Origin of the sequence: Agrobacterium tumefaciens (assembly GCF_013318015.2) — a bacterium.
In the GTDB taxonomy this organism is placed as follows: domain Bacteria; phylum Pseudomonadota; class Alphaproteobacteria; order Rhizobiales; family Rhizobiaceae; genus Agrobacterium; species Agrobacterium tumefaciens.
Genome location: NZ_CP115842.1, coordinates 1,670,069 through 1,691,339, shown reverse-complemented (window position 1 = coordinate 1,691,339; position 21,271 = coordinate 1,670,069). Strand labels below are relative to the sequence as shown.

Genomic DNA, 21,271 nt, shown 5'->3' with positions numbered 1-21,271 from the left:
GTTCCTCATTCATGCGCTTGTCACAGGGATGAGGGAGAGCTGCCTCACACCTTCCCCGTTTCCCATCCTAACATCGCCCGTTTGCGGGTAAGGCCCCAGTGATAACCCGTGAGCGCCCCGCTTTTTCCCACAGCGCGATGGCAAGGAACGACGAAGGAGACCGGGTTCGCGCCAACGGCTGCACCGACCGCACGAGAGGCAGTTGGCTGGCCGATATCGCAGGCGATGTGCGAATAGGTAACGGCGCGGCCCATGGGAATTTTCAGAAGGCTTTCCCATACCCGCACCTGAAAATCCGTGCCGAGCAGCACGACCCGCAATGGCCGGTCCGCCGACCACAGCGTCGGTTCGAAAATACGTGCGGCATAGGGCGCGGTGGCTTCACGATCCTCGACATAATCCGCATTCGGCCAGCGACCTGCCATGTCCTCGAAACAGGCTCTTTCCTCGCCGGGATCGGCGAAAGCGCAGCCGGCAAGACCGCGATCGGTCACCATGACCAATGCAAGACCGAAGGGTGAAACATGGAAACCGTACCGGATCGTCAACCCACCGCCCTTGGCCTTCCATTCGCCTGGAGACATGGCCTCGTGGGTGACGAACAGATCGTGCAGGCGGCCGGGCCCAGACATGCCGACCTCGATCGAGGTTTCCAGCAGCGGCAGATCCTCTTCGCGCAACAGCCTTTTGGCATGATCGAGCGTTACGGCCTGCAAAAACGCCTTGGGGGAAAGACCGGCCCAGCGGGTGAAGGTCTTCTGCAATTGCGTCGGCGACTGGCCGAGCCTTGCGGCGATGGCTTCAAGGGAGGGCTGGTCGCGATAATCCAGCGTCAAAAGCTCGATAACCCCGCGCACAGTATCGTAATCCGAACCGATGGGGGTGATGTCTTCATTCAGCATGATATTGGCGTTCATCGCATGTCTCCTAACGCCTCACAGAAAACCATCAAAGCGCGTCGGTCTCCACCCGTTTCTTGCGCCGTACTCAGTTTCTGCCGAGATACCGGCCTCGAGCCGATTGACGGGTTTTAAGCGGAATTATCCGCTCACATCCGCCGCACCGTCGCCAACGCACCGCCGAAAGCCTTGGCGAAGCTTTCCCGGTCATCCGGATTGAGAAACGAGCCGATATCCGTTGCCTTGCCTTCACCCGTTACATGCATGGAGACGATGCCGATTTCCTCGTGCCGCTGAACCCTGAAGCGGGCCCAGAAGGGGTTGAAACGATGCTCGACGACGCGGCCAGTCGGGGAGAATTTGCGGATAGACAGGCTGGTGCGCGAGACGCTCACCTCTTCCCGCGCCTTCGCTGCCCGGTAATTGGCGCGAAAGGCGACATAAAGCAGCAGAAAATCCAGCCCGAGGAACAGGCCGACGGGCCATGCGCCAGTGGTGAGGAAAAAGCCGCCATGGAGGAAGCAGGCAAGCCCGGACAAGGCGAGAAGCAGCCGGAAACCCCTTCTTCCGAGCGAACGGTGCGGAACGAGTTCCGCCGCAAAAATCGGCTGATCGTTGAGCGTATCCACGTTGATTTCCTCAGGGCGGGCTGGCTATAGATAGGTCATGACAGTCGCCAAAAAACGATCCAGCACCCAAACATTGAAAAAGTCAAATGCGACATCCGCCCGCAGACCGGCGCGTGTGAAGACGATCTATTCGAAGAACGAGTTGAACGAGATCTTCCGCCGTTTCTCCATTCAGCGGCCGGAGCCGAAAGGCGAGCTGGAACATACCAACCCCTTTACCCTGCTGGTGGCCGTGGCGCTTTCGGCGCAGGCGACCGATGTGGGCGTAAACCGGGCGACGCGGACGCTGTTCAAGGTGGCCGATACGCCGGAAAAAATGCTGGCACTTGGCGAGGAGGAGCTGATCGGCCATATCAAGACCATCGGGCTTTACCGCAACAAGGCCAAGAACGTTATCGCTTTGTCACAGATGCTGATCGACAATTTCGGCGGTGAGGTGCCGAGGACGCGCGAGGAGCTGGTGACCCTGCCCGGCGTCGGCCGCAAGACGGCCAATGTGGTGATGTCGATGGCCTTCGGTGTGCCCACACTCGCCGTGGACACCCATGTTTTTCGTATTGCCAACCGGCTCTGTCTTGCGCCGGGGAAAACCCCGGATGAAGTGGAAGACCGGCTCGTCCGCATCATTCCCGAAGAATATCTGTTCCATGCCCATCACTGGCTGATCCTGCACGGGCGTTATTGCTGCAAGGCGCGCAAACCGGAATGCGAGCGCTGCGTGATTGCCGATATTTGCAAGTCACCGGAAAAGACCTTCGATATTCCAGCTCCGCTGGTGGAACTACCCGCGCAATTGTTCGGTGCGGCCAGCGGCGAATGACGGATCGCGCCGGCTGACGGCCTTGTGCAGATGCACCATCATCGAAGCCGCAAAAAGCGGCGTCAGAAGGTTGAGGAAGGGGATTGCAAGGAACGCTGCAATCACCAGCCCGGCCATGAACACGGTTGTGCGGTGTTTCAGCCGGAACAGCCGCGCGTCAGCGGGCGAGCGGAAACGCATGGCCGCAAATTCGAAGAACTCCCGGCCCAGCAGATAACCGTTCACCAGAAAAAAGGCGATGAGGTTGACGCCCGGCACCAGCAGCAACAAAAGCGCAATCAGGTTGCCGGCAATGACGACGCCAAAGAACTTGATCGATGACACCACGGCCTCACCGATGGGCATCGCCTTGCCCGGCGGATCATCGGGATAGGTCTTTTTCTCCACGACTTCGGCGACATCGTCGAGAAACAATCCGGCAATAACGGCAGTGACCGGCGAGATCAGCAAGGCCAACGCCAAGGCCAGCCCGATCCCGGCGAAGATGGCGAAAACGAAAGTCAGCCATCCCGCCCAGTCAGGCACGCTGGGGATCAGCGTATCCACCCACGGCAAGGCGAAATAGATGAAGACAGAGCGGATGGCGAACCACAGCGCTGCCAGCACCAGAAGCGTCTGCCCCAAAACCTTCCAGAACACCGACCGGGTCTCGGTGGCAAAAAGATTGCTGAAGGCAAGCCTCGCCGCATTAAAAATCATTCGGAACTCCTGTGACGCCTCTCGCGTTTTAAACCGGCGTTCAGGAGAGATAGGCGCCGCCCATCCGCTCCGCAAGACAGGAATGAAGACGTCGCTGTTAGGAATTAAACCGCTGATGGAATTTCCCTTGAATAAAAGACGTCTCTAAAATATAATAATCTATCTATTAGAATTCGCATTCCGGTCCGGTGGAGGACAAGGCCGGAAAAGCTCGCCCCCACCGACAAGTCGCGGTTCGCACGCTCGCCCGGGCGCGCGGATGCATCATCGTTCATAAATATAAAAGAATGAGGCGTTGGTGGAACAGCTACTGTTGAATCTGACCCGTGCCATGAAGGCCGGTACGCCTTCAGAGCGCAAGATCGCCAAATATCTGATCGAGCATCTGGACGAATTGCCGTTTGAGACGGCGCAGACACTGGCTGCCAAGCTCAGTCTCAGTCCGATGACGGTTGGCCGTTTTCTGCGCTCGCTCGGATACAGGCAATTCAGCGATATTCGCATCGATCTGCGCCACGCCGAAGAGACCGCGGGCGTGGACCAGCCCGCTATTGTTGAAAGCGGCGATCAGAAGTCCAATCCGTTTTCGCAACTCCTTTCCCAACAGATCCAGGCCATTCAGGCTGCTTTCGAAATGACGGACCAGCCGATATGGCGCGTCGCCATGAGCGAGATCGCTTCGGCGGCAGATGTGTTTCTGGCAACGTCACCGGAGGGCCTTGGCACCGGAAGGCACTTTCACGGGCGGTTGCTGGAGTATCGCAGACGCGTGCACTTCCTCGGCAGCGACAGCGCCGCCTATATCGCCCTTTGGGACTTCGATCCCGCAGAAGCGCTTCTCATCCTCATGGATTGCGGCGGCAGCATCACGCCCTTGCAGAGCCTTTCTGCGACGGCGCGAAAGAGCGGCTACAGAACCCTGTTGATCACCACCCGGTTCTATGAATGGGGACCGGAAAGCGCCGATATCTGTCTTGCCATGCCGCACACCCAGACCGGCGGACAAGGCCTGCTGCAGCTCGTTGCGCTGATGGAATTCACCCTCTGCAGCCTGATTGCCGGAGCCGACGAGCAGCGCACGGCACGCATGAAAAACCTAACCGGCCTGAAACGCTCGCTTGGCATCTGACCCTCGGCGGGAGGAAACGGATCGCGCCCGTCCGCCACGACCTTACCTGCCGTTGTAGGCAAAGATCAGAGGCTTTCCAGCTCCTGGCGATGGCGGTGCATGGCGAGAAAACGGCGATAATCCCGCTCGTAAAGCGGTGTGAGCGCCGGATTGCCTGGGATTTCCGTATTGCCCGGATACATGGCGGCACCCGCCGCTGCAAGGCCCGCATGCACACCGCCGGCGGCTGCCGCCGTCATTGCCGTGCCGAGAAGAACGGCGTCGGCTGTGGCAGGCACGACGATGCGCTTGCCGGTCACATCAGCGTAAAGCTCCATCAACAGCGGGTTCTTCACATGGCCGCCGGTAACGTGCAGGCTTTCGACGGCATAACCGAAACGCTCCATCGCATCGAGCACATGGCGCGCGCCAAGCGCAATCGCCACGGCAGTGCGCCAGTAGAGCCGGCAGAGACTGTCGAAGGATGTATCGAGCGTCAGCCCGCTTATGACGCCCACCGCATGCGGATCGGCGAGCGGTGAGCGGTTGCCGTGGAAATCCGGCAGTACATGCAGCCGTTCGGCAAAGGCCGCGCCCTCGAGCGCGCGCAATTCGGTAACCCGCGCAACGATGCGGGCGTGCAGCGCCGTATCCGGCTCTCCGCCCGCCGCGTGCATGCGCACGATATGATCAAGCAGCGCGCCGGTGGCAGATTGCCCGCCCTCCACCAGCCAGTGGCCGGGCAGCACCGCCTGCCAATAGGGACCCCACAGGCTGTGGCCTGGCATCTGCCGCTCGGACATGGCGACAAGGCAGCTGGAGGTGCCGGCGATCAGCGCCACATGTTTACCCACATCATCAGAAAGGCATCCGCCAAGCGCACCCAGCGTGCCGGCGTAAGCATCGATCATGCCCGCCGCCACCTGACAGCCGGTGTCAAGGCCGAGTTCGGCGGCAGCCTCGGGCGAAAGCGGGCCGATGGCTGTGCCCGGCATCACGGTCGTTTCAGGCAGGCCTGCCCGCTGTTTCAGATCGCCAAGCCCGGCAAGATTGAGATAATCCGCCTGCCAGCCGGGATTTTCCTGCGCCAGAAAATTCCACTTCGCCGTCTGCGTGCAATTTGAACGCTTGGTGGAACCGGTTGCCTTCCATGTCAGAAAATCCGCCAGATCGAAGGCGAAAGACATGCGCGCCCAGCTTGCCGGCAAATTCGCCTTCAGCCACATCAGCTTCGGCATCTGCATTTCCGGTGACACGCTTTTACCGGCGAAATCCAGCACGCGGTGGCCGGATGCCGTCAGCCGGTCGGCCTCGCCGATTGCCCGATGGTCCAGCCAGACTATGGTGTCGAACCGGTCTTTGCCCGTGACGGAGACAGAAACCGGTTCCCCACGCTCATCACGGATAACGAGCGAGCAGGTAGCATCAAAACCAATGGCGGCTATGCTGTCGGGTGACACACCCGCGTCGGCAAGCGCTGCTCTCACCGCAAGGCAGACGGCGTTCCATATATCGGTGGAATCGTGTTCGGCATGGTTTTCCTGCGGCCTTTGCATCAGGATGGGATGGGTTGAGCGGGCGAGAAGCCTGCCGGTCGGGTCGAAAATCCCGGCGCGGGCGCTCGCCGTTCCGACATCGACAGCGACGAGATTTTGACGCATCAAGACTTCAGTTCCATCCCTCGCGTAACGACCTCCGGGCGGTGGCAGGCATGGTTTCCTTCAGCCTGCGTCACGTTCCACCTGGCTGTCAAAACCGCCCTTCCCCATATAATCGCCGACAAGTTGAACCAAATCTTCCATGGCGTCAAACGTGGCATTGGCCCCGAGCTCCGCGATCTTTTCGCGAAATGCCGGAAACCGCGCATGCGAGCCGCCGGTGAAGGCAAAAACCGCCATGCCGGCTGCCTTCGCCGCCGCAATGCCCGCCGGGCTGTCCTCGATCACGATGCACTGACGCGCATCAGTGCCCATCAGCCTCGCCGCATGCAGGAAAAGGTCGGGTGCCGGCTTGCCGTTCTTCACCATGGTGGCGCTGAAAACATGCGGCTCAAATTTATCGATGAGACCGGTCAGCCCCAGCGAGTAACGGATGCGTTCCGGTTGACTTGAGGAGGCAACGCAGCGTTTGAAGGCCACCAGCCTGTCCAGCGTTTCGGCAATGCCGGCGATGGGACGCAACTCGGTGCGGAAACGCTCAAACAGCGTCGCGCGCATATGCTCGAGAAAATCGATGTCGGTCTCGATACCGTATTCCTCAAACAAAGTCGTCGTCATGCTGGCAACGCTGCGACCGAGAAAGCGGTTGTAGGCCTCTTCCTCCCCCATCTCCACGCCAAGATGGGAGAGCATGTCGAGAAGAACCGAGATGGAGACCGGCTCGCTGTCGACCAGAACGCCGTCGCAGTCGAAAATCAGAAGAGGTCCGGTTCCGTCTCGCATCTCACGTCACTTTTCAGCCAGCTTGTCATCCAGATAAAGCTGCAAGGTCTTCGCCGTGCCTTCGTGCCACAGTGTCGTCAATGCATGAGAGAAGCGTTTACGGAAAAGCTCCGATTCGGCAACCTCCCCGAAGATATCGTCAAGTGAAAGGAAGGCCATCGGGTCGTCCTTGGCCTTTGTGGCTGCCGCCTGTAGCCTCTCGGCGCTGGCGTCGTTGAAGGTGATTTGCCTGCCGCTGTCGGAGGTGCCGTAGAAATAACGGCACCACAGTGCTGAAACCAGCGACAGACCGACAATATCTTCACCGCGCGCCAGACGGTCGGCGGTGGAGGGCAGGATGAATTTCGGCTGGCGGTTGGAGCCATCCTGCGCGAGGCGCGGAATGGTATCGCCGATTTTCGGGTTGAGGAAACGCCGTTCGATCAGGCCGAAATATTCGCCAAGATCGGTATCGGGTACGGGCGGAATGACCGGGATGATCTCTTCCTTTTCGAGCTTTGCCAGAAACGCCCGGATCAGCGGATGCTCCATCGCCTCATGCACGAAATGGATGTCGAGCAGCGCTGCCGGATAGGCGATCGCCGCATGGCCGCCATTGAGGATGCGGATCTTCATGTGCTCGTAAGGCGCAACATCCTTGACGAACTGAACGCCCGCCGTTTCGAGCGCCGGGCGGCCCGCCGGGAAATTATCCTCCATCACCCATTGCTTGAACTCTTCGCAGAAGACCGGCCAATTGTCCTCGATGCCGAAATCGTCACGGGCGATATTGCGTTCGCGCTCTCCCGTGGCGGGGGTGATGCGGTCGACCATCGAATTGGGGAAAGCGACGTTGTCGCCGATCCAGTTGGCGAAGGCCGGATCGAACAAGGCGGCGAGACCGACCACCGCGTTTTTGGTGACCTTGCCATTATGGGGAATGTTGTCGCAGGACATGACGGTGAAGGGTGAAAGCCCCTTGTCGCGCCGCGCCTTCAGCCCGGCAACGATAAGGCCGAACACGGTTTTCGGGGAAGACGGGTTCCTGCCATCCTCGGCAATCGCGGGATGCTGCGGATTGAAGGAGCCGGAAGCATCGATGAAATAACCGCCTTCGGTAATCGTCATCGAAACAATTCGGATTTTCGGATCTGCGAGCGTGTCGATAATGCCTTGGGTATCGCCAACCTTCAGAATGTCGATCATTGGCCCGGTGACGCGCGCACCGGTGCGATTATTGTCCTGCTCTACCACCGTGGTCAGGAAATCCTGTGCGGCAAGTTTTTCGCGCATTACCGCGTCCGATGGCAGTACACCCGCACCAATGATGGCGAAGTCGTGGTCCGCGCCGGTGTTGAACAGGTCGTCCAGATAGACCGCCTGATGGGCGCGGTGGAAATTGCCGACGCCGAAATGCACGATTCCGGCGGAAAGATCGGCCCGGGAATAGGACGGAATCGCCGCGGTTTTTTTGGCTTCATCAAGCGTGGCGAGGGAGAGTTTGCATGTCATGTCACGATCCTCGAAGGGGAAACGTTGTTTGTGCCAGGACCGGATGACAGGTACCCGGCACGCAGCGCGGATTTGCCTTCCGGTCTTCGCGTCATATCGCGATGCCCTTGTCATCGAACCTGTGGATTTTGGCATCATCTGGTGTGATGAAGACGGTATCGCCGTGTTTGCATTCGAATTCACCGTCGGTTCTGGCGGTGATGGGGCCGATGCCGGGGACGTCGAGGTGGAGGAAGGTGTCGGAGCCGAGATGTTCGGCAACCGTGACCTTGCCCTGCCACAGGCCGGTTTCTTTCGACAGCGTCAGGTGCTCGGGCCGCACGCCGGCGGTGGTCGCACCCTTTTGCCGGGCGTAATCGCCGGTCACCAGGTTCATGCGCGGCGAGCCGATGAAGCCGGCGACGAAGAGGTTGGCGGGCGAGCGGTAAAGCTCCATCGGCGAGCCGACCTGCTCGATATTGCCGCGGTTGAGGACAACGATCTTGTCGGCCATGGTCATGGCTTCCACCTGGTCGTGGGTGACGTAGATCATCGTCGTCTTCAGCGTGTTGTGCAGCTCGGAGATTTCCAGCCGCATGGTGCCGCGCAGCGCCGCATCGAGGTTGGAGAGCGGCTCGTCAAACAGGAACGCCTTCGGTTCGCGCACGATGGCGCGGCCGATGGCCACGCGCTGACGTTGGCCGCCGGACAGTTGCGAGGGCCGGCGTTCGAGATAATCGGTGAGGTTGAGGATGCGGGCGGCATCGTCGACCTTCTTGTCGATGACGGCCTTGTCGAGCTTGGCCATCTTCAGCGGGAAGGCGATGTTGTTGCGCACGCTCATATGCGGATAAAGCGCATAGGACTGGAACACCATGGCAAGGCCGCGCTCGGCCGGGGCCTTTTCGGTGGCGTCGTTGCCGTCGATGACTATTCTGCCGCCGGAGACGTCTTCCAGCCCGGCAATCAGGCGCAGCAGCGTTGACTTGCCGCAGCCGGACGGGCCGACGAAGACGACGAACTCGCCGTCATGGATATCGAGATCGATCGACGGGATGACTTTTGCCTCGCCGAAGAGCTTGGACACGTTCTGAAGGGAAATGCTGCCCATTATTGTCGTTCCTTATTTCACGGCGCCAAAGGTGAGGCCACGCACGAGTTGTTTCTGCGAGAACCAGCCGATGACGAGAATGGGGGCGATCGCCATCATCGAGGCGGCCGAGAGCTTGGCCCAGAACAGCCCCTGCGGTGAGGAGAAGGAGGCGATGAAGGCCGTCAGCGGTGCCGCATTGGTGGTCGTCAGCCGGATGGTCCAGAAAGATTCGTTCCAGGCAAGAATGACGTTCAGGAGCAGCGTCGAGGCAATACCCGGAACCGCCATTGGTGTCAGTACATGCACGATCTCGTTCCAGAGCGAGGCACCATCCATGCGCGCTGCTTCCAGGATCTCGCCGGGGATTTCGCGGAAGTAGGTATAAAGCATCCACACCACGATCGGCAGGTTGATGAAGGTGAGCATGACGGTCAGCCCAATGCGGGTATCGAGCAGGCCGGCATTGCGGAAGATCAGGTAGATCGGCACCAGCACCGCCACCCCCGGCATCATCTTGGTGGAGAGCATCCACATCAAAATGTCCTTGGTGCGTTTGGTCGGCGAGAATGCCATGGCCCAGGCGGCGGGAATGGCGATCATGAGCGCGATGATCGTCGAGCCGAGCGACAGCACGACCGAGTTCATGAACGGCTTGAAGTAATCGCGCTGGGTCTGCACGGTGATGTAGTTTTCGAGCGTGCCCGAGGGAATGAGGCTGAAGCCTGCGATCGCCTCCGGCTCGGTCTTGATCGACGTGAGGAAGGCGTAAAGGATCGGGAAGAACAGCAAAAGCGCCACGGCCCATGCCGCGATGGTGAAGCCGATCTTTGCGCGTGTCGTTGTCTTGCGGGCCATGATCGCTTCTCCTTAACGGTCGAGGTTCTTGCCGACGGCGCGCATCAGGAAGATGGCGACGATATTGGCGAGCACGACGGCGATGATGCCACCGGCCGATGCGCCGCCGACGTCGTAGCCCAGAAGCGCCGTGCGATAGATGAGGAAGGCAAGGTTGGTCGAGGCGTAGCCGGGGCCGCCATTGGTGGTGACGAGGATTTCCGCGTAAACGCCGAGCAGGAAGATCGTCTGGATGAGGATGACGACGGTGATGGCGCGGGCAAGATGCGGCAGCGTCAGGTAGATGAAGCGGTTGATGAAGTTGGCGCCATCCATCTCGGCCGCTTCCTTCTGCTCGCCATCGAGCGACTGCAGGGCGGTGAGCAGGATCAGCGTTGCAAAGGGCAGCCATTGCCAGGCGACGATGATGATGATGGAGAGCAGCGGAAACTGCGCGAACCAGTCGACCGGCTGCAGGCCGAAGAAGCGCGACAGATCGGCAAGCACGCCGTAACCGGGATGCATGATCATGTTCTTCCACACCAGCGCCGCAACAGGCGGCATGACGAAGAAGGGCGAGATGATCATGATGCGCACAATGCCCTGACCGAAGATGTCCTGGTCAAGCAGAAGCGCAATCGCAATACCGCCGATGACAGTGATCAGAAGCACGCCGCCGACGATGGCAAGCGTGTTGAAGATCGACTGGAAGAAGGCCGGATCGGTATAGAAATACTGGTAATTGAACAGGCCCGCAAAGCTGACATTGGCAGGGTTGAGCAGATTGTAGTTCTGGAACGAAAACCACAGCGTCATCGCCAGGGGCACGATCATCCACACCAGCAAAAGCAGCACCGAAGGCGCAAGCATAACCCGCGCCAGACCGCTCGTGTTTCGTGTTGCCATTGCACTAACCTCCCCATGGGCTCGGGCATCACGAAATGCCCCCGGCATATCCGGAAGAACCGGCTCATTCCAGTTTTGATTTGAAAGGCTTAAAGGCCGCCGCGCAGCTCGCGGCTTGCGCCCCCAAGGTTCGCTGCCCGGCATTGGCGCCGGACAGCGATCTTCAGGAGGATTACTTGATGTAACCGGCGCGGGTCATTTCACGCGTCGCTGTCGACTGGGCGCTGGCAAGCGCATCGTCGACACTGGACTGGCCGGCAACGACCGCCGAGAACAGCTGACCGACCGTGGTGCCGAGCGCCTGGAATTCAGGGATCGCCACGAACTGACCGCCGGTGTAAGGCACGGGCTTTACGGTCGGCTTGGTGATATCGGCGGCATCCATCGCAGCAAGCGTCGGCTTGGCGAAGGCGGCTGCTTTTTCATAGTCAGCATTCTTGTAAAGCGAGGTGCGGGTACCCGGAGGCACGTTTGCCCAGCCTTCCTTGGCAGCGACGAGTTGGGTATATTCCTTGCTTGTTGCCCAGGAGATGAACTTCTCGGCGGCATCCGCCTTCTGCGAGCTCTTCGGGATAGCAAGGTTCCAGGACCACAACCAGTTGCCATGGTTCTTCAGCTCGCCATGCGTCGGGAAGAGCGCATAACCGACCTTGTCGGCAACGGTCGAATCCTTCGGGTTTGAAACGAAGGAAGCAGCCACCGTGGCATCGATCCACATGCCACATTTGCCCTGCTGGAACAGCGTCAGGTTTTCGTTGAAGCCGTTGGAGGAAGCACCCGACGGACCGGCATCCTTCATCAGATCGACGTAGAACTGAAGAGCACTCTTCCATTCCGGCTGATCGAACTGCGGCTTCCAGTTCTCATCGAACCAGCGGCCGCCAAAGGAGTTGGTGAGCGCGCTGATGAAGGCCATGTTCTCGCCCCAGCCAGCCTTGCCGCGCAGGCACATGCCGTTGATATCCGCCTTGCGATCGGTAATCTTGCGGGCAGCGTCACCGATGAATTCCCAGGTCGGGTTTTCAGGCATCTTCAGGCCGGCTTTTTCAAACAGGTCCTTGCGATACATGATCATGGCGGATTCGCCGTAGAACGGCGCCGCATAAAGCTTGCCTTCGCTGGAAAGACCACCACGGATCGCCGGCAGAATATCATCCACGTCGTATTTGTCGCCAAGCTTTTCGAGCGGCAGCAGCCAGCCCTGCTTGGCCCAGATCGGCACTTCATAGTTGCCGATGGTCATGATGTCGTACTGACCGCCATTGGTGGCGATATCGGTCGTCACGCGCTCGCGCAGGACGTTTTCTTCAAGCGTGACCCATTCCACCTTGATGTCGGGGTTCTTGGTGGTGAAGTCGGAGGTCAGACCCTGCATGCGGATCATGTCGCCGTTGTTGACGGTGGCGATGGTCAGCGTTTCGGCGGAAGCAAGGGTCGGAAAGGCGAGTGCCGAGCATGCGCCCAGCAAAATGGTCTTCAATGTCATATCTTCCTCCCAGAAGAAATTTATGAGCATTCGCTTTGCTCTGGGGCATTTACTCACCCGCAGCCGAAAAAAGTCAAGCAACATCCTGTGCTGCGGCGCACATGGAAAAATCAAACTATTGATTTTAATGGATTAATTTTTGCTCAGTGTGTGAGCAAATATTCACTTGTCGCTTCGTCGGTGATGAGGCCGTTCAAAAGACCACCCCTCAGTGCCGCGAGAATCGAGGCATTCTTGCGCGCGCCCTGCGCCATGCCGATGACCGTGCAGGTCTCTCTGGACGGAATGGGAACGGAGGCGACGCGCTCGTTGACGGAATGGTCGAGAATGCGGCCGTTGGCATCATACATCCAGCCGCAGATTTCGCCGATCGCACCGCTTGCCATCAGGGCCTTCATCTCGTCGACACCGAGAAAACCATCAACGCAGAGCGGTGCATTTTCTCCCAGTTCGCCGACGCCGACGAAGGTGACATTGGCGGCTGCACCCAGCGCCAGCGTGGAGCGCACCATGGACTGGTCGTGCAGCAGTTCCCGCTCTTCCGCAGACGAGCAGAGAACCGGCAGCGGCATCGGGAAATGCCGCGCCTTGATGGCATCGGCCATACTGAAGATGACGTTGTAATAGGCGGCCGATCCATCCGGCCCGATATTGCCTGTCAGTGACACGATGCGGTGCTGCGGACATTCCATCGGCGGCAGTTGGTCCACAGCAGCCTTCAGCGTACGGCCGGTGCCGATGGCAAGCACGATGGGATCGGCATTTTTCAGCCAGCGCTCGATTTCCGCCGCGCCGGCCTCGGCAATGCCGACCGTGGAGGAAACGCCAGCGGGATCGCTCGGCACCACCTCGATATATCTAAGGTCGAATTTCTGCTTCAGCCGCTCCGCTTTTTCGAGACAGGCGGCGATGGGATGATCGAGCCGGACCTTGATCAACCGCTCGGCAACGGCCAGCGATACCAGCCGCTGCGCCGATTGCCGGGATATGCCCATGGCAGCGGCGATCTCGTCCTGCGTGCGGCCCGCGACATAATAAAGCCAACCAGCACGCGCCGCATCATCCAGCCGTCCATGTGCGTCGTTCCGTCTGGCCATGCCGCCGCCCTCTAAGAATTATGCTCGAGCATTTGCTGGCATTTTTTCAGGCCGCCTGTCAAACGGCACAGCGACTGAGCGAAGCGTTTGGCGGGACCGGGCACCTCTAAAGAAGATGCAAAACATTTCCTCCGTCATGCTCGGGCCTGTCGCAAGCATCTGCAATGCACCGATTTACGAGACATTGGCAGATCCTCGGCACAAGACCGAGGATGACGTCGTGAACACAGAGGCACCTATCCCTGCGCAGTTTCCTCTATATCAAGCCGCTTCCTGCACCAGATGCCCTGCCGAAACCTCGCGGTAATGGCGTTGCGGCGGAACATAGTTCACAGGACGGATCGGGCTTTTGATCTCGTCCGTTGCTATGTTGCGCCTGATCTGGCGCCGGGCCGGATCCGGCACCGGAACGGCGGACATCAGCTTTTTCGTATAGGGGTGCTGCGGATTATCGAAGACGGCGGCGCGTGGGCCGATTTCGACGATCTCGCCGAGATACATCACCGCGACACGATGGCTGACACGCTCCACCACAGCCATATCGTGGGAAATGAACAGGAAGGCGAGGTTGAGGCTCTGTTGCAGATCGAGCAGCAGGTTACAGACCTGCGCCTTGATGGAGACATCAAGCGCCGACACCGCTTCATCGGCAACGATGACCTTGGGGTCAAGCATCAGCGAACGGGCAATGGCGATGCGCTGGCGCTGGCCGCCGGAAAACTCATGCGGGAAGCGCCGCATCATATCCGGGCTGAGGCCAACCTTCTCCATCAGGTCCGCCGCCTTTTCACGCGCCTGCGCCTTCGGTCCAAGCCGGTGTTCGATGAAGGGCTCCATGATCGCCGTGCCGATGCTCATGCGCGGATCGAGACTGGCGAAGGGGTCCTGAAAGATCATCTGCACGCTGCGGCGCATGGTGCGCAGCGTCGTCTTGTCGAGTTTCATCACCTCGTAACCGTCGAGAGTCACGTTACCGGAGGTCGGTTCGATCAGCCGGGTGATCGACCGCCCGGTGGTGGACTTGCCGCAGCCGGATTCACCGACCAGCGATAGTGTCTCGCCCTCAGCCAGATCGAAGGAGACCTTCTCCACCGCATGCACGGCACCGGACTTGCGACCGAGAAGACCGGAGCGGATATCGAAGCGGGTCGTCAGGTCCCGGACCGAAAGAATGGGCGTGCGACCACCGGAAACCGTGTTCCTGACCTCTTCGACCGGTTGGCTTTCGCCGGTCTTGATATCGATGATCGGAAAGCGGGCGGGCAGCACCCGCTCTTTCATCGAACCGAGCTTCGGCACCGCCGAAAGCAGGGCGCGCGTATAGGGATGGTTCCCGCGATGGAAGATATCGTCCGTCGTGCCGGTTTCCACCACGTCGCCCCGGAACATGACGATGGTGCGGTCAGCCACTTCCGCCACCACGCCCATATCATGGGTGATGAACAGGACCGACATGCCCTCCTCTTCCTGCAATTGCTTGATAAGGTCGAGAATCTGGCCCTGAATGGTCACGTCGAGCGCAGTCGTCGGCTCGTCTGCAATCAGGAGCTTCGGCTTCGACGCAAGCGCCATGGCAATCATCACGCGCTGGCGCATGCCGCCGGAAAACTGGTGCGGATAGTCGTCGAAACGGTTCTTCGCATTGGGAATGCGGACTTTTTCCAGAAGCCTGACAACTTCGGCCTTGGCAGCAGATGAGGAAATATCCTGGTGCACGGTCAGCGCTTCGGCGATCTGCTTGCCGATCGGGAAGATCGGATTGAGGCTGGTCATCGGCTCCTGGAAGATCATCGAAATGTCCTTGCCACGAACCTTGCGCATCTCCTCTTCCGGAAGTGCCAGCAAATCGCGCCCGCCGAGCATGACCTTACCCTCGATGCGGCTCGTTTTCTTATCGAGAAGCCGCATGATCGACAGCGACGTCACGCTTTTGCCCGAGCCGCTTTCGCCAACGATCGCCACCGTCTCGCGGGGCGCAATGTCGAAACTCATATTGCGGACCACCGATTTCCAGCCGCCATCAACGCGGAAGGACGTGGTCAGATTTTGAACCGAAAGAACCGGACTTACCGAACCGCCGGTCTGTTCCATGGATGTTGCCGCCAAAAGCATGCCGATCTCCTGAAAAGCGAAAGGCGGCCGTGAAGGCCGCCGGATGTCTTACGCAGCAAGCGCGGTTTCGGCCATCGAGACCCAGTAGCTGATGCCGTAAGGCAGGGCCTCGTCGTTGAAGTCATAGGCGGCATTGTGCAGCCCGGCCGTGTCGCCGTTACCGATGAAGATGAAGGCGCCGGGGCGTGCTTCCAGCATGTAGGAAAAATCTTCCGCGCCCATATGCGGGTTGGGATTGGTGTTGACGGCGTTTGCGCCTGCCACACCTGCCGCCACGCTGGTTGCGAATTCGGTTTCGTCATTGTGGTTGAAAGTAACGGGATAACCGCGATCGTATCTCACCTCCGCCGTCGCGCCATGCGCCATGGCGGTGGCTGTCGCCACTTCCTTCAACCGTTTTTCGGCGAAATCGCGGGTTTCCGGCAGCAGGGTGCGCACCGTGCCGGTCAGCGTCACCGAACCGGGAATGACATTGCCCGCTGTGCCGCCGTGGGTAGTGGCGACGGTGACGACCAGCGATTTCAACGGGTCCGTTTCCCGCGAGACGATGGATTGCAGGGCGATGATGATATAGGCCGAGGTCAGAACCGGATCGATGGAAAGATGGGGGGCCGCCGCATGGCTGCCCTTACCGGTAATGACGATCTCGAAACTATCCGCCGCCGCCATCGTCGAACCTTTGCGGATGGCGAAATTGCCGACCGGAATGCCCGGCTCGTTATGCATGCCATAGACCTGGGAAATGCCGAATTTCTCCATCATGCCGTCGTTCAGCATGGCAAGTGCCCCTGCGCCACCCTCTTCAGCCGGCTGGAAGATGACGGCCACGGACCCTTTGAAATTACGGGTCTCGGCCAGATATTGCGCCGCACCCAAAAGCATGGCCGTGTGCCCGTCATGGCCGCACGAATGGGCCTTGCCCGGAACCTTGGAAGCCCAAGGCTTGCCGCTGGTTTCGAGGATCGGCAGCGCATCCATGTCGGAGCGAAAACCGATGGTCGGGCCGTCCCCGTGCCGCCCCTTGATGATGCCCACCACGCCGGTCTTGCCAATGCCGGTTTCGACGATATCGCATCCAAAGGATTTGAGTTTCTCCGCCACGAATTTCGAGGTTTCGAAGACGTCGTAGAGCAGCTCCGGCGTCTCGTGCAGGTGGCGCCTCCAACCGGCTACTTCTTCCTGCATCTCGGCCACACGGTTCAATATCGGCATTCCCATTTTTCCTTTTTTTGTTCCCCGCCGGGTTGTCGGGAAGCATATTGCGTTTGGAATTTCTGCTTTTGCAAGTATGAATTTCGCTAGATGAGTGAAAAATAGGCCCGAAGCCAATCGGCTCAAATTTTGTTCATCAATCAGAGTTTGGGGCTTGCATTTCAAAAAAACTGACAATAGCATCACTGGGAACGGAAGAATATTCGTTAGCAAAGTCAAACACTTAAAACAAAAGACTTGCAAATGACGTTGAGGAAAAGCGTCAAACATTCAAACAGATAAAATCTTCAAAGGGGAAAATCACAATGAAGAAGCGCAGCGTTCTCTTTGCCAGCACGGTGGCGGCCTTGGCCATGGCAGGCTCTGCCGCCCATGCCGAGCGTGGCAGTGACGGCGAACTGAAAATTCTTTTCTGGCAGGCTGTATCGACACTCAACCCATATCTGTCCGCTGGCACGAAGGAAGTCTACAGCTCGTCCATGGTGATCGAGCCGCTGGCGCGCTACGACGAAAAAGGCGAGCTGGTGCCGATGCTGGTGAGCGAAATTCCGACGGTCGACAATGGCGGCATCGCGAAAGATCTGCTCAGCATGACGTGGAAACTGAAGAGCGACGTCAAATGGTCTGATGGCACGCCCTTTACCGCTGACGACGTCATCTTCACCTGGAAATATTGCATCGCACCGGACGGCGGCTGCGCGCAGGCGGCACAATATGAGGGCGTGAAGAACGTCGAGGCGGTCGACGCCCACACCATCAAGATCAGCTTCAACGAACCGAAGCCCTACCCCTATTCCGCATTTGTTGGCGCACAATCGCCTGTCATCCAGAAGAAACAGTTTGAAAAATGCGTCGGCGCTGCGGCTCCCGGCTGCACATCCGCCAATTTCGGCCCCATCGGCACCGGCCCCTTCGTGGTCAAGGATTTCAAGCCGAACGACGTCATCAGCTTCGTGGCCAACCCCAATTATCGCGATCCGGCCAAGCCCGCCTTCGCCACGGCTACCCTGAAGGGCGGCGGCGATGCAGCTTCCGCTGCACGCGCCGTTCTTGAAACCGGCGAATTCGACTACGCCTGGAACATGCAGGTGGAGCCGGAAATTCTGGCCACCATGGTAGCTGCCGGCAAGGGCAAGCTGGAAACTGCCTTCGGCACGCAGGTCGAGCGTATCAATCTCAACTGGTACAACGCCGATCCTGCGCTGGGTGACAAGCGCTCCACCAAGGAAGGCGGCCCGCATCCGGCCCTTTCCGACCCGGCCGTGCGCCGCGCGCTCTCGCTTGCCATCGACCGCGATATTATCGATGAGGCAGGTTACGGCGAGGCAGGCAAGCCGACCTGCAATATCGTGCCGGCTCCGGAAGCCGTCGCTTCGACCAAGAATGACAGCTGGTGCCTGAAACAGAATCTGGAAGGCGCAAACAAGCTGCTGGATGATGCGGGCTGGGTAAAGGGCGCCGACGGCATCCGCGCCAAGAACGGTGTGAAACTGTCCTTCCTGTACCAGACCTCCACAAACTCCGTTCGCCAGGCCACGCAGGAACTGGTGAAGGACATGTGGTCGCAGATTGGCGTTGCTTCCGAACTGCGCAATGTCAGCGCCTCCGTCTTCTTCGGCGGCGATCCGGCAAGCCCCGACACCTTCCAGAAATTTTTCGCCGATGTTGAAATGTACACCAACAATTTCGACGGTACCGACCCGGAAAAATATCTGGCGGAATGGCTATGCGACAAGATCCCGGCTCCGGCTAACGGCTGGCAGGGCCAGAACATTCCGCGTTATTGCAACCCGGAATTCGACAAGCTGGTGGGCGAACTCTCCAAGACCGCAGACCCTGCCAAGCGCGGTGAGATTTCCAAGCAGCTGAACGATATGCTGACCGAAGAAGGCGCGCATATTCCGCTCATCCATCGCGGCAGCGTCTCCTCGCATTCGTTGACACTCGAAGGCGTTCGCATGAACGCCTGGGATTCGGAACTCTGGAACGTCGCGGACTGGTCCCGCAAGAAGTAACCCGCAAATGCGCGGTCGCCCCTGACGGGGGGACCGCGCTCGTTTTGCGAGACCCTGACGGTCTGGAGACTTTCCGATGTTTACCTTTACGCTCCGGCGGCTTGCCTTTGCCGTACCGACGTTGCTCGTCATCAGCTTCGTCATCTTCGCCCTACTCGATCTGGCGCCGAATGATCCGACCGGCGACCTGCCGCTGACCATTCCGCCCGAAGTGCGCGAGCAGATCCGCGCCTCGCTCGGTCTCGACCAGCCCTTCTTCATCCGTTACATGCTGTGGCTGCAGCAGTTCTTCATCAATGAACCGCTGAACCTGTTCGAGAAGCTGACAGGCTGGCAGATCGGCGACGGCAGCCGCATGCGTGTGCTGTCCTGGGCAACGCGCAGCCCGGTGGTCGATCTTGTCATCCAGCGCATGCCGCAAACGCTTTGGGTCGTCGGCCTTGCCTATCTCTTCGGCGCGCTTCTGGCGATCCCGATCGGCGTCATTTCCGCCTACAAACAATATTCGATCTTCGATCAGATCGGCACCTTCGTCTCGATGGTGGGTTATTCGGTTCCCACCTTCTTCACCGGCGTGCTGCTGGTCGTCATCTTCAGCTCGTATCTGCAATGGTTCCCTTCCGTCTACGACACCAATCTGCAGGTGACTGACTGGGGAAGCCTCGTGGCACAGATCAAACAGATGTTCATGCCGGTTCTGGTGCTGACCCTCTACAACGTCTCGCAGATCAGCCGTTTCGTGCGCGCCTCCATGCTGGACAATCTCCATCAGGACTATGTACGCACCGCGCGTGCCAAGGGCGTGAAGGAAAAATCCGTTCTGCTCGTTCACGTCCTGCGCAACAGCCTTATACCCGTCGTCACCGTCATCGCACTCGGCGTGCCGACGATCTTTTCCGGCGCCATCATTACCGAACAGATTTTCCGTGTGAACGGGCTTGGCCAATTGCTGATCACCGCCGTTCAGGGTGCGGATATTCCGCTGGTGCAGACGCTGACCTTCATTTTCGCGGTGCTTATCGTGCTCTTCAACCTGATTGCCGACGTGCTTTACGGCATTCTCGACCCGAGGATCCGCTATGACTGACGCCACCCTCGCAGCACCAGCCGTTGCCGCCACGCCTGTGCAATCGGCACTTGCCGATATCTGGAAACAGTTCCGGGTCCACAAGGGCGGCGTGGCAGGCCTGTTCGTTTTCATCTTTATTTTGCTTGCGGTCTATGTCGGGCCCTATATCCACACTGTCGCGCCCAATGCCATCAATGTGAAGGAACGCAACCAGTGGCCGTCGCTGGCGCATCCCTTCGGCACCGACAATCTGGGCAAGGACATGCTGGCGCAGGTGCTGGCGGGCGGGCGCATCTCGCTTGCCGTCGGCATCACCGCCATGCTGCTGGCGCTGTTTCTCGGCACGCTGGTGGGGGTGCTGTCAGGCTATTTCCGAAGGCTTGACGGGCCGCTGATGCGGCTGACGGACCTGTTCCTGGCCCTGCCGCTGCTGCCGCTGCTGCTCGTCATTCTCATGCTGTTCCGTGATACGCTGCGTGCCGCCTTCGGGCCGGAAACCGGTATCTTCATCCTCATCGTCTTCGTGATCGGGGTAACCAGCTGGATGCATACCGCACGCATCGTGCGCGGCGACGTGCTGACGATCAAAAGCCAGGAGTTTATCATGGCGGCGAAATCGAGCGGCATGCGCGAATACCGCATTATCCTGCGCCATATCCTGCCGAATGTGTTGAGTTCGATCATGGTCTCAGCCACGCTCGGCATCGCCTCGGCCATCATCACGGAATCGGCGCTGTCCTTCCTCGGCCTCGGTTTTCCGTCCGACTTTCCGACCTGGGGACGACTGTTGTTCGATGGCGCCAACTTCCTGCAGCTGACGCCCTCGCGCGTGCTGTGGCCTGGACTGGCAATCTCGCTGACGGTTCTGAGCGTCAACTATATCGGCGATGCCGTGCGCGATGCGCTTGATCCAAGGGCGCTTAAGAGCTGAGGCGAAGGGCGCGGTGGCTGCGCCCTTCCCTTTACCTCAGTGATAATTCATCTTTTCCGCGTCGAGAATGCTGTCTGCATCCAGCGCAGCAATCGGAATGTCGCTGCGCGCCGGAATATCGCCGGAAAGCTGCAAGGCCAGATAACGCCCGCAGCAGACTCGTAGAAACGAGGTGAAGTTGCCGAGATCATGCCCGGCATCGATCGATTCATTATAAAGCTTGGCAATGAGCTGCGCGCTGTTCATGCCATCGCGGCGTGAAATCTCGTCCAGAGTCGTCCAGAAGAAGTTTTCAAGTCTGACACTGGTGACCATGCCATCGATCCGCAAAGACCGGGTATGGCTTTCCCAAAGCGTCGGGTCTGCCTTGATGAAAAGCTTGCACATTGTGTCCTCCCTCAGCAAGCTGCAGAAGATAGACGGGAAACGGGACCGGCAAAAGCCCCATTC

At 59.3% G+C, this 21,271-nt stretch carries 19 protein-coding genes; 5 read left to right on the top strand and 14 right to left on the bottom strand.

Translation table 11 applies throughout. The features are described from left to right. Positions 1 to 44: 44 nt before the first annotated feature. The gene (locus G6L97_RS21155) at positions 45 to 917 is read right to left on the bottom strand and encodes a methylated-DNA--[protein]-cysteine S-methyltransferase (RefSeq protein WP_003516183.1); all 873 of its coding nucleotides are present in this window, start codon (positions 915 to 917) and stop codon (positions 45 to 47) included. Between the two features lie 131 nt (positions 918 to 1,048). Further along, entirely contained in the window at positions 1,049 to 1,528 is a 480-nt protein-coding gene (locus G6L97_RS21150; protein WP_013762311.1) for a DUF2244 domain-containing protein, read from the bottom strand. 37 nt (positions 1,529 to 1,565) lie between these two features. Here G6L97_RS21150 and nth point away from each other — a divergent pair, with 37 nt between their 5' ends. Then, entirely contained in the window at positions 1,566 to 2,348 is a 783-nt protein-coding gene (gene nth / locus G6L97_RS21145; protein WP_065688480.1) for an endonuclease III, read from the top strand. Here nth and G6L97_RS21140 read toward each other — a convergent pair. Further along, a complete protein-coding gene (locus tag G6L97_RS21140) occupies positions 2,310 to 3,047 on the bottom strand; it encodes a sulfate transporter family protein (RefSeq protein WP_065688479.1) in 738 nt (245 codons plus the stop codon). The two genes, nth and G6L97_RS21140, sit on opposite strands and share 39 nt — an antisense overlap. Before the next feature lie 295 nt (positions 3,048 to 3,342). Here G6L97_RS21140 and G6L97_RS21135 point away from each other — a divergent pair, with 295 nt between their 5' ends. Further along, complete coding sequence (locus G6L97_RS21135) at positions 3,343 to 4,176, top strand: MurR/RpiR family transcriptional regulator (RefSeq protein WP_025595058.1); 834 nt, start codon at positions 3,343 to 3,345, stop codon at positions 4,174 to 4,176. 65 nt (positions 4,177 to 4,241) lie between these two features. On the opposite strand, the gene G6L97_RS21130 is transcribed toward G6L97_RS21135, so the two are convergent. The 10 genes from G6L97_RS21130 to G6L97_RS21085 form a co-directional block, all read right to left on the bottom strand. Then, positions 4,242 to 5,816: an FGGY-family carbohydrate kinase gene (locus tag G6L97_RS21130; protein WP_013762308.1), complete on the bottom strand. Its 1,575-nt coding sequence runs from the start codon at positions 5,814 to 5,816 to the stop codon at positions 4,242 to 4,244. 60 nt (positions 5,817 to 5,876) lie between these two features. Then, a complete protein-coding gene (locus tag G6L97_RS21125) occupies positions 5,877 to 6,596 on the bottom strand; it encodes an HAD family hydrolase (protein ID WP_065688478.1) in 720 nt (239 codons plus the stop codon). A 6-nt stretch (positions 6,597 to 6,602) separates the two neighbouring features. Beyond that, positions 6,603 to 8,087, bottom strand: coding sequence for a mannitol dehydrogenase family protein (locus G6L97_RS21120; protein ID WP_065688477.1), 1,485 nt, complete (start codon positions 8,085 to 8,087; stop codon positions 6,603 to 6,605). A 91-nt stretch (positions 8,088 to 8,178) separates the two neighbouring features. Next, positions 8,179 to 9,177: an ABC transporter ATP-binding protein gene (locus tag G6L97_RS21115; RefSeq protein ID WP_013761442.1), complete on the bottom strand. Its 999-nt coding sequence runs from the start codon at positions 9,175 to 9,177 to the stop codon at positions 8,179 to 8,181. Positions 9,178 to 9,189: 12 nt separating this feature from the next. Beyond that, the gene (locus G6L97_RS21110) at positions 9,190 to 10,014 is read right to left on the bottom strand and encodes a carbohydrate ABC transporter permease (RefSeq protein ID WP_003510506.1); all 825 of its coding nucleotides are present in this window, start codon (positions 10,012 to 10,014) and stop codon (positions 9,190 to 9,192) included. Between the two features lie 12 nt (positions 10,015 to 10,026). Continuing rightward, positions 10,027 to 10,899 carry a carbohydrate ABC transporter permease gene (locus G6L97_RS21105; RefSeq protein ID WP_013761441.1) on the bottom strand — a complete coding sequence of 291 codons (873 nt, stop codon included), beginning with the start codon at positions 10,897 to 10,899 and terminating at the stop codon, positions 10,027 to 10,029. 172 nt (positions 10,900 to 11,071) lie between these two features. After that, entirely contained in the window at positions 11,072 to 12,385 is a 1,314-nt protein-coding gene (locus G6L97_RS21100; protein ID WP_174003668.1) for an ABC transporter substrate-binding protein, read from the bottom strand. A gap of 143 nt (positions 12,386 to 12,528) precedes the next feature. Continuing rightward, positions 12,529 to 13,482, bottom strand: coding sequence for a sugar-binding transcriptional regulator (locus tag G6L97_RS21095; RefSeq protein WP_003518080.1), 954 nt, complete (start codon positions 13,480 to 13,482; stop codon positions 12,529 to 12,531). A 261-nt stretch (positions 13,483 to 13,743) separates the two neighbouring features. Continuing rightward, entirely contained in the window at positions 13,744 to 15,594 is a 1,851-nt protein-coding gene (locus G6L97_RS21090) for an ABC transporter ATP-binding protein (protein ID WP_065687412.1), read from the bottom strand. 48 nt (positions 15,595 to 15,642) lie between these two features. Further along, positions 15,643 to 16,806 (bottom strand): M20 aminoacylase family protein, encoded by a 1,164-nt coding sequence (locus tag G6L97_RS21085; protein ID WP_065687413.1) that lies wholly within the window; start codon positions 16,804 to 16,806, stop codon positions 15,643 to 15,645. 305 nt (positions 16,807 to 17,111) lie between these two features. Between G6L97_RS21085 and G6L97_RS21080 the strand changes: the two genes are divergently transcribed. The 3 genes from G6L97_RS21080 to G6L97_RS21070 all read left to right on the top strand — a co-directional run bounded on the left by G6L97_RS21080 (position 17,112) and on the right by G6L97_RS21070 (position 20,821). Beyond that, on the top strand, positions 17,112 to 18,821 hold the full coding sequence (locus tag G6L97_RS21080) for a peptide ABC transporter substrate-binding protein (RefSeq protein WP_065687414.1): 1,710 nt from the start codon (positions 17,112 to 17,114) through the stop codon (positions 18,819 to 18,821). Between the two features lie 76 nt (positions 18,822 to 18,897). Next, on the top strand, positions 18,898 to 19,908 hold the full coding sequence (locus tag G6L97_RS21075; RefSeq protein WP_003518086.1) for an ABC transporter permease: 1,011 nt from the start codon (positions 18,898 to 18,900) through the stop codon (positions 19,906 to 19,908). Next, the gene (locus tag G6L97_RS21070) at positions 19,901 to 20,821 is read left to right on the top strand and encodes an ABC transporter permease (RefSeq protein ID WP_013762302.1); all 921 of its coding nucleotides are present in this window, start codon (positions 19,901 to 19,903) and stop codon (positions 20,819 to 20,821) included. Before G6L97_RS21075 ends, G6L97_RS21070 begins: the two co-directional genes overlap by 8 nt. 36 nt (positions 20,822 to 20,857) lie before the next feature. Here the strand turns inward: G6L97_RS21070 and G6L97_RS21065 are convergent, their stop codons facing one another. Beyond that, complete coding sequence (locus tag G6L97_RS21065) at positions 20,858 to 21,208, bottom strand: ribbon-helix-helix domain-containing protein (protein ID WP_003518088.1); 351 nt, start codon at positions 21,206 to 21,208, stop codon at positions 20,858 to 20,860. Between the last annotated feature and the right edge of the window lie 63 nt (positions 21,209 to 21,271).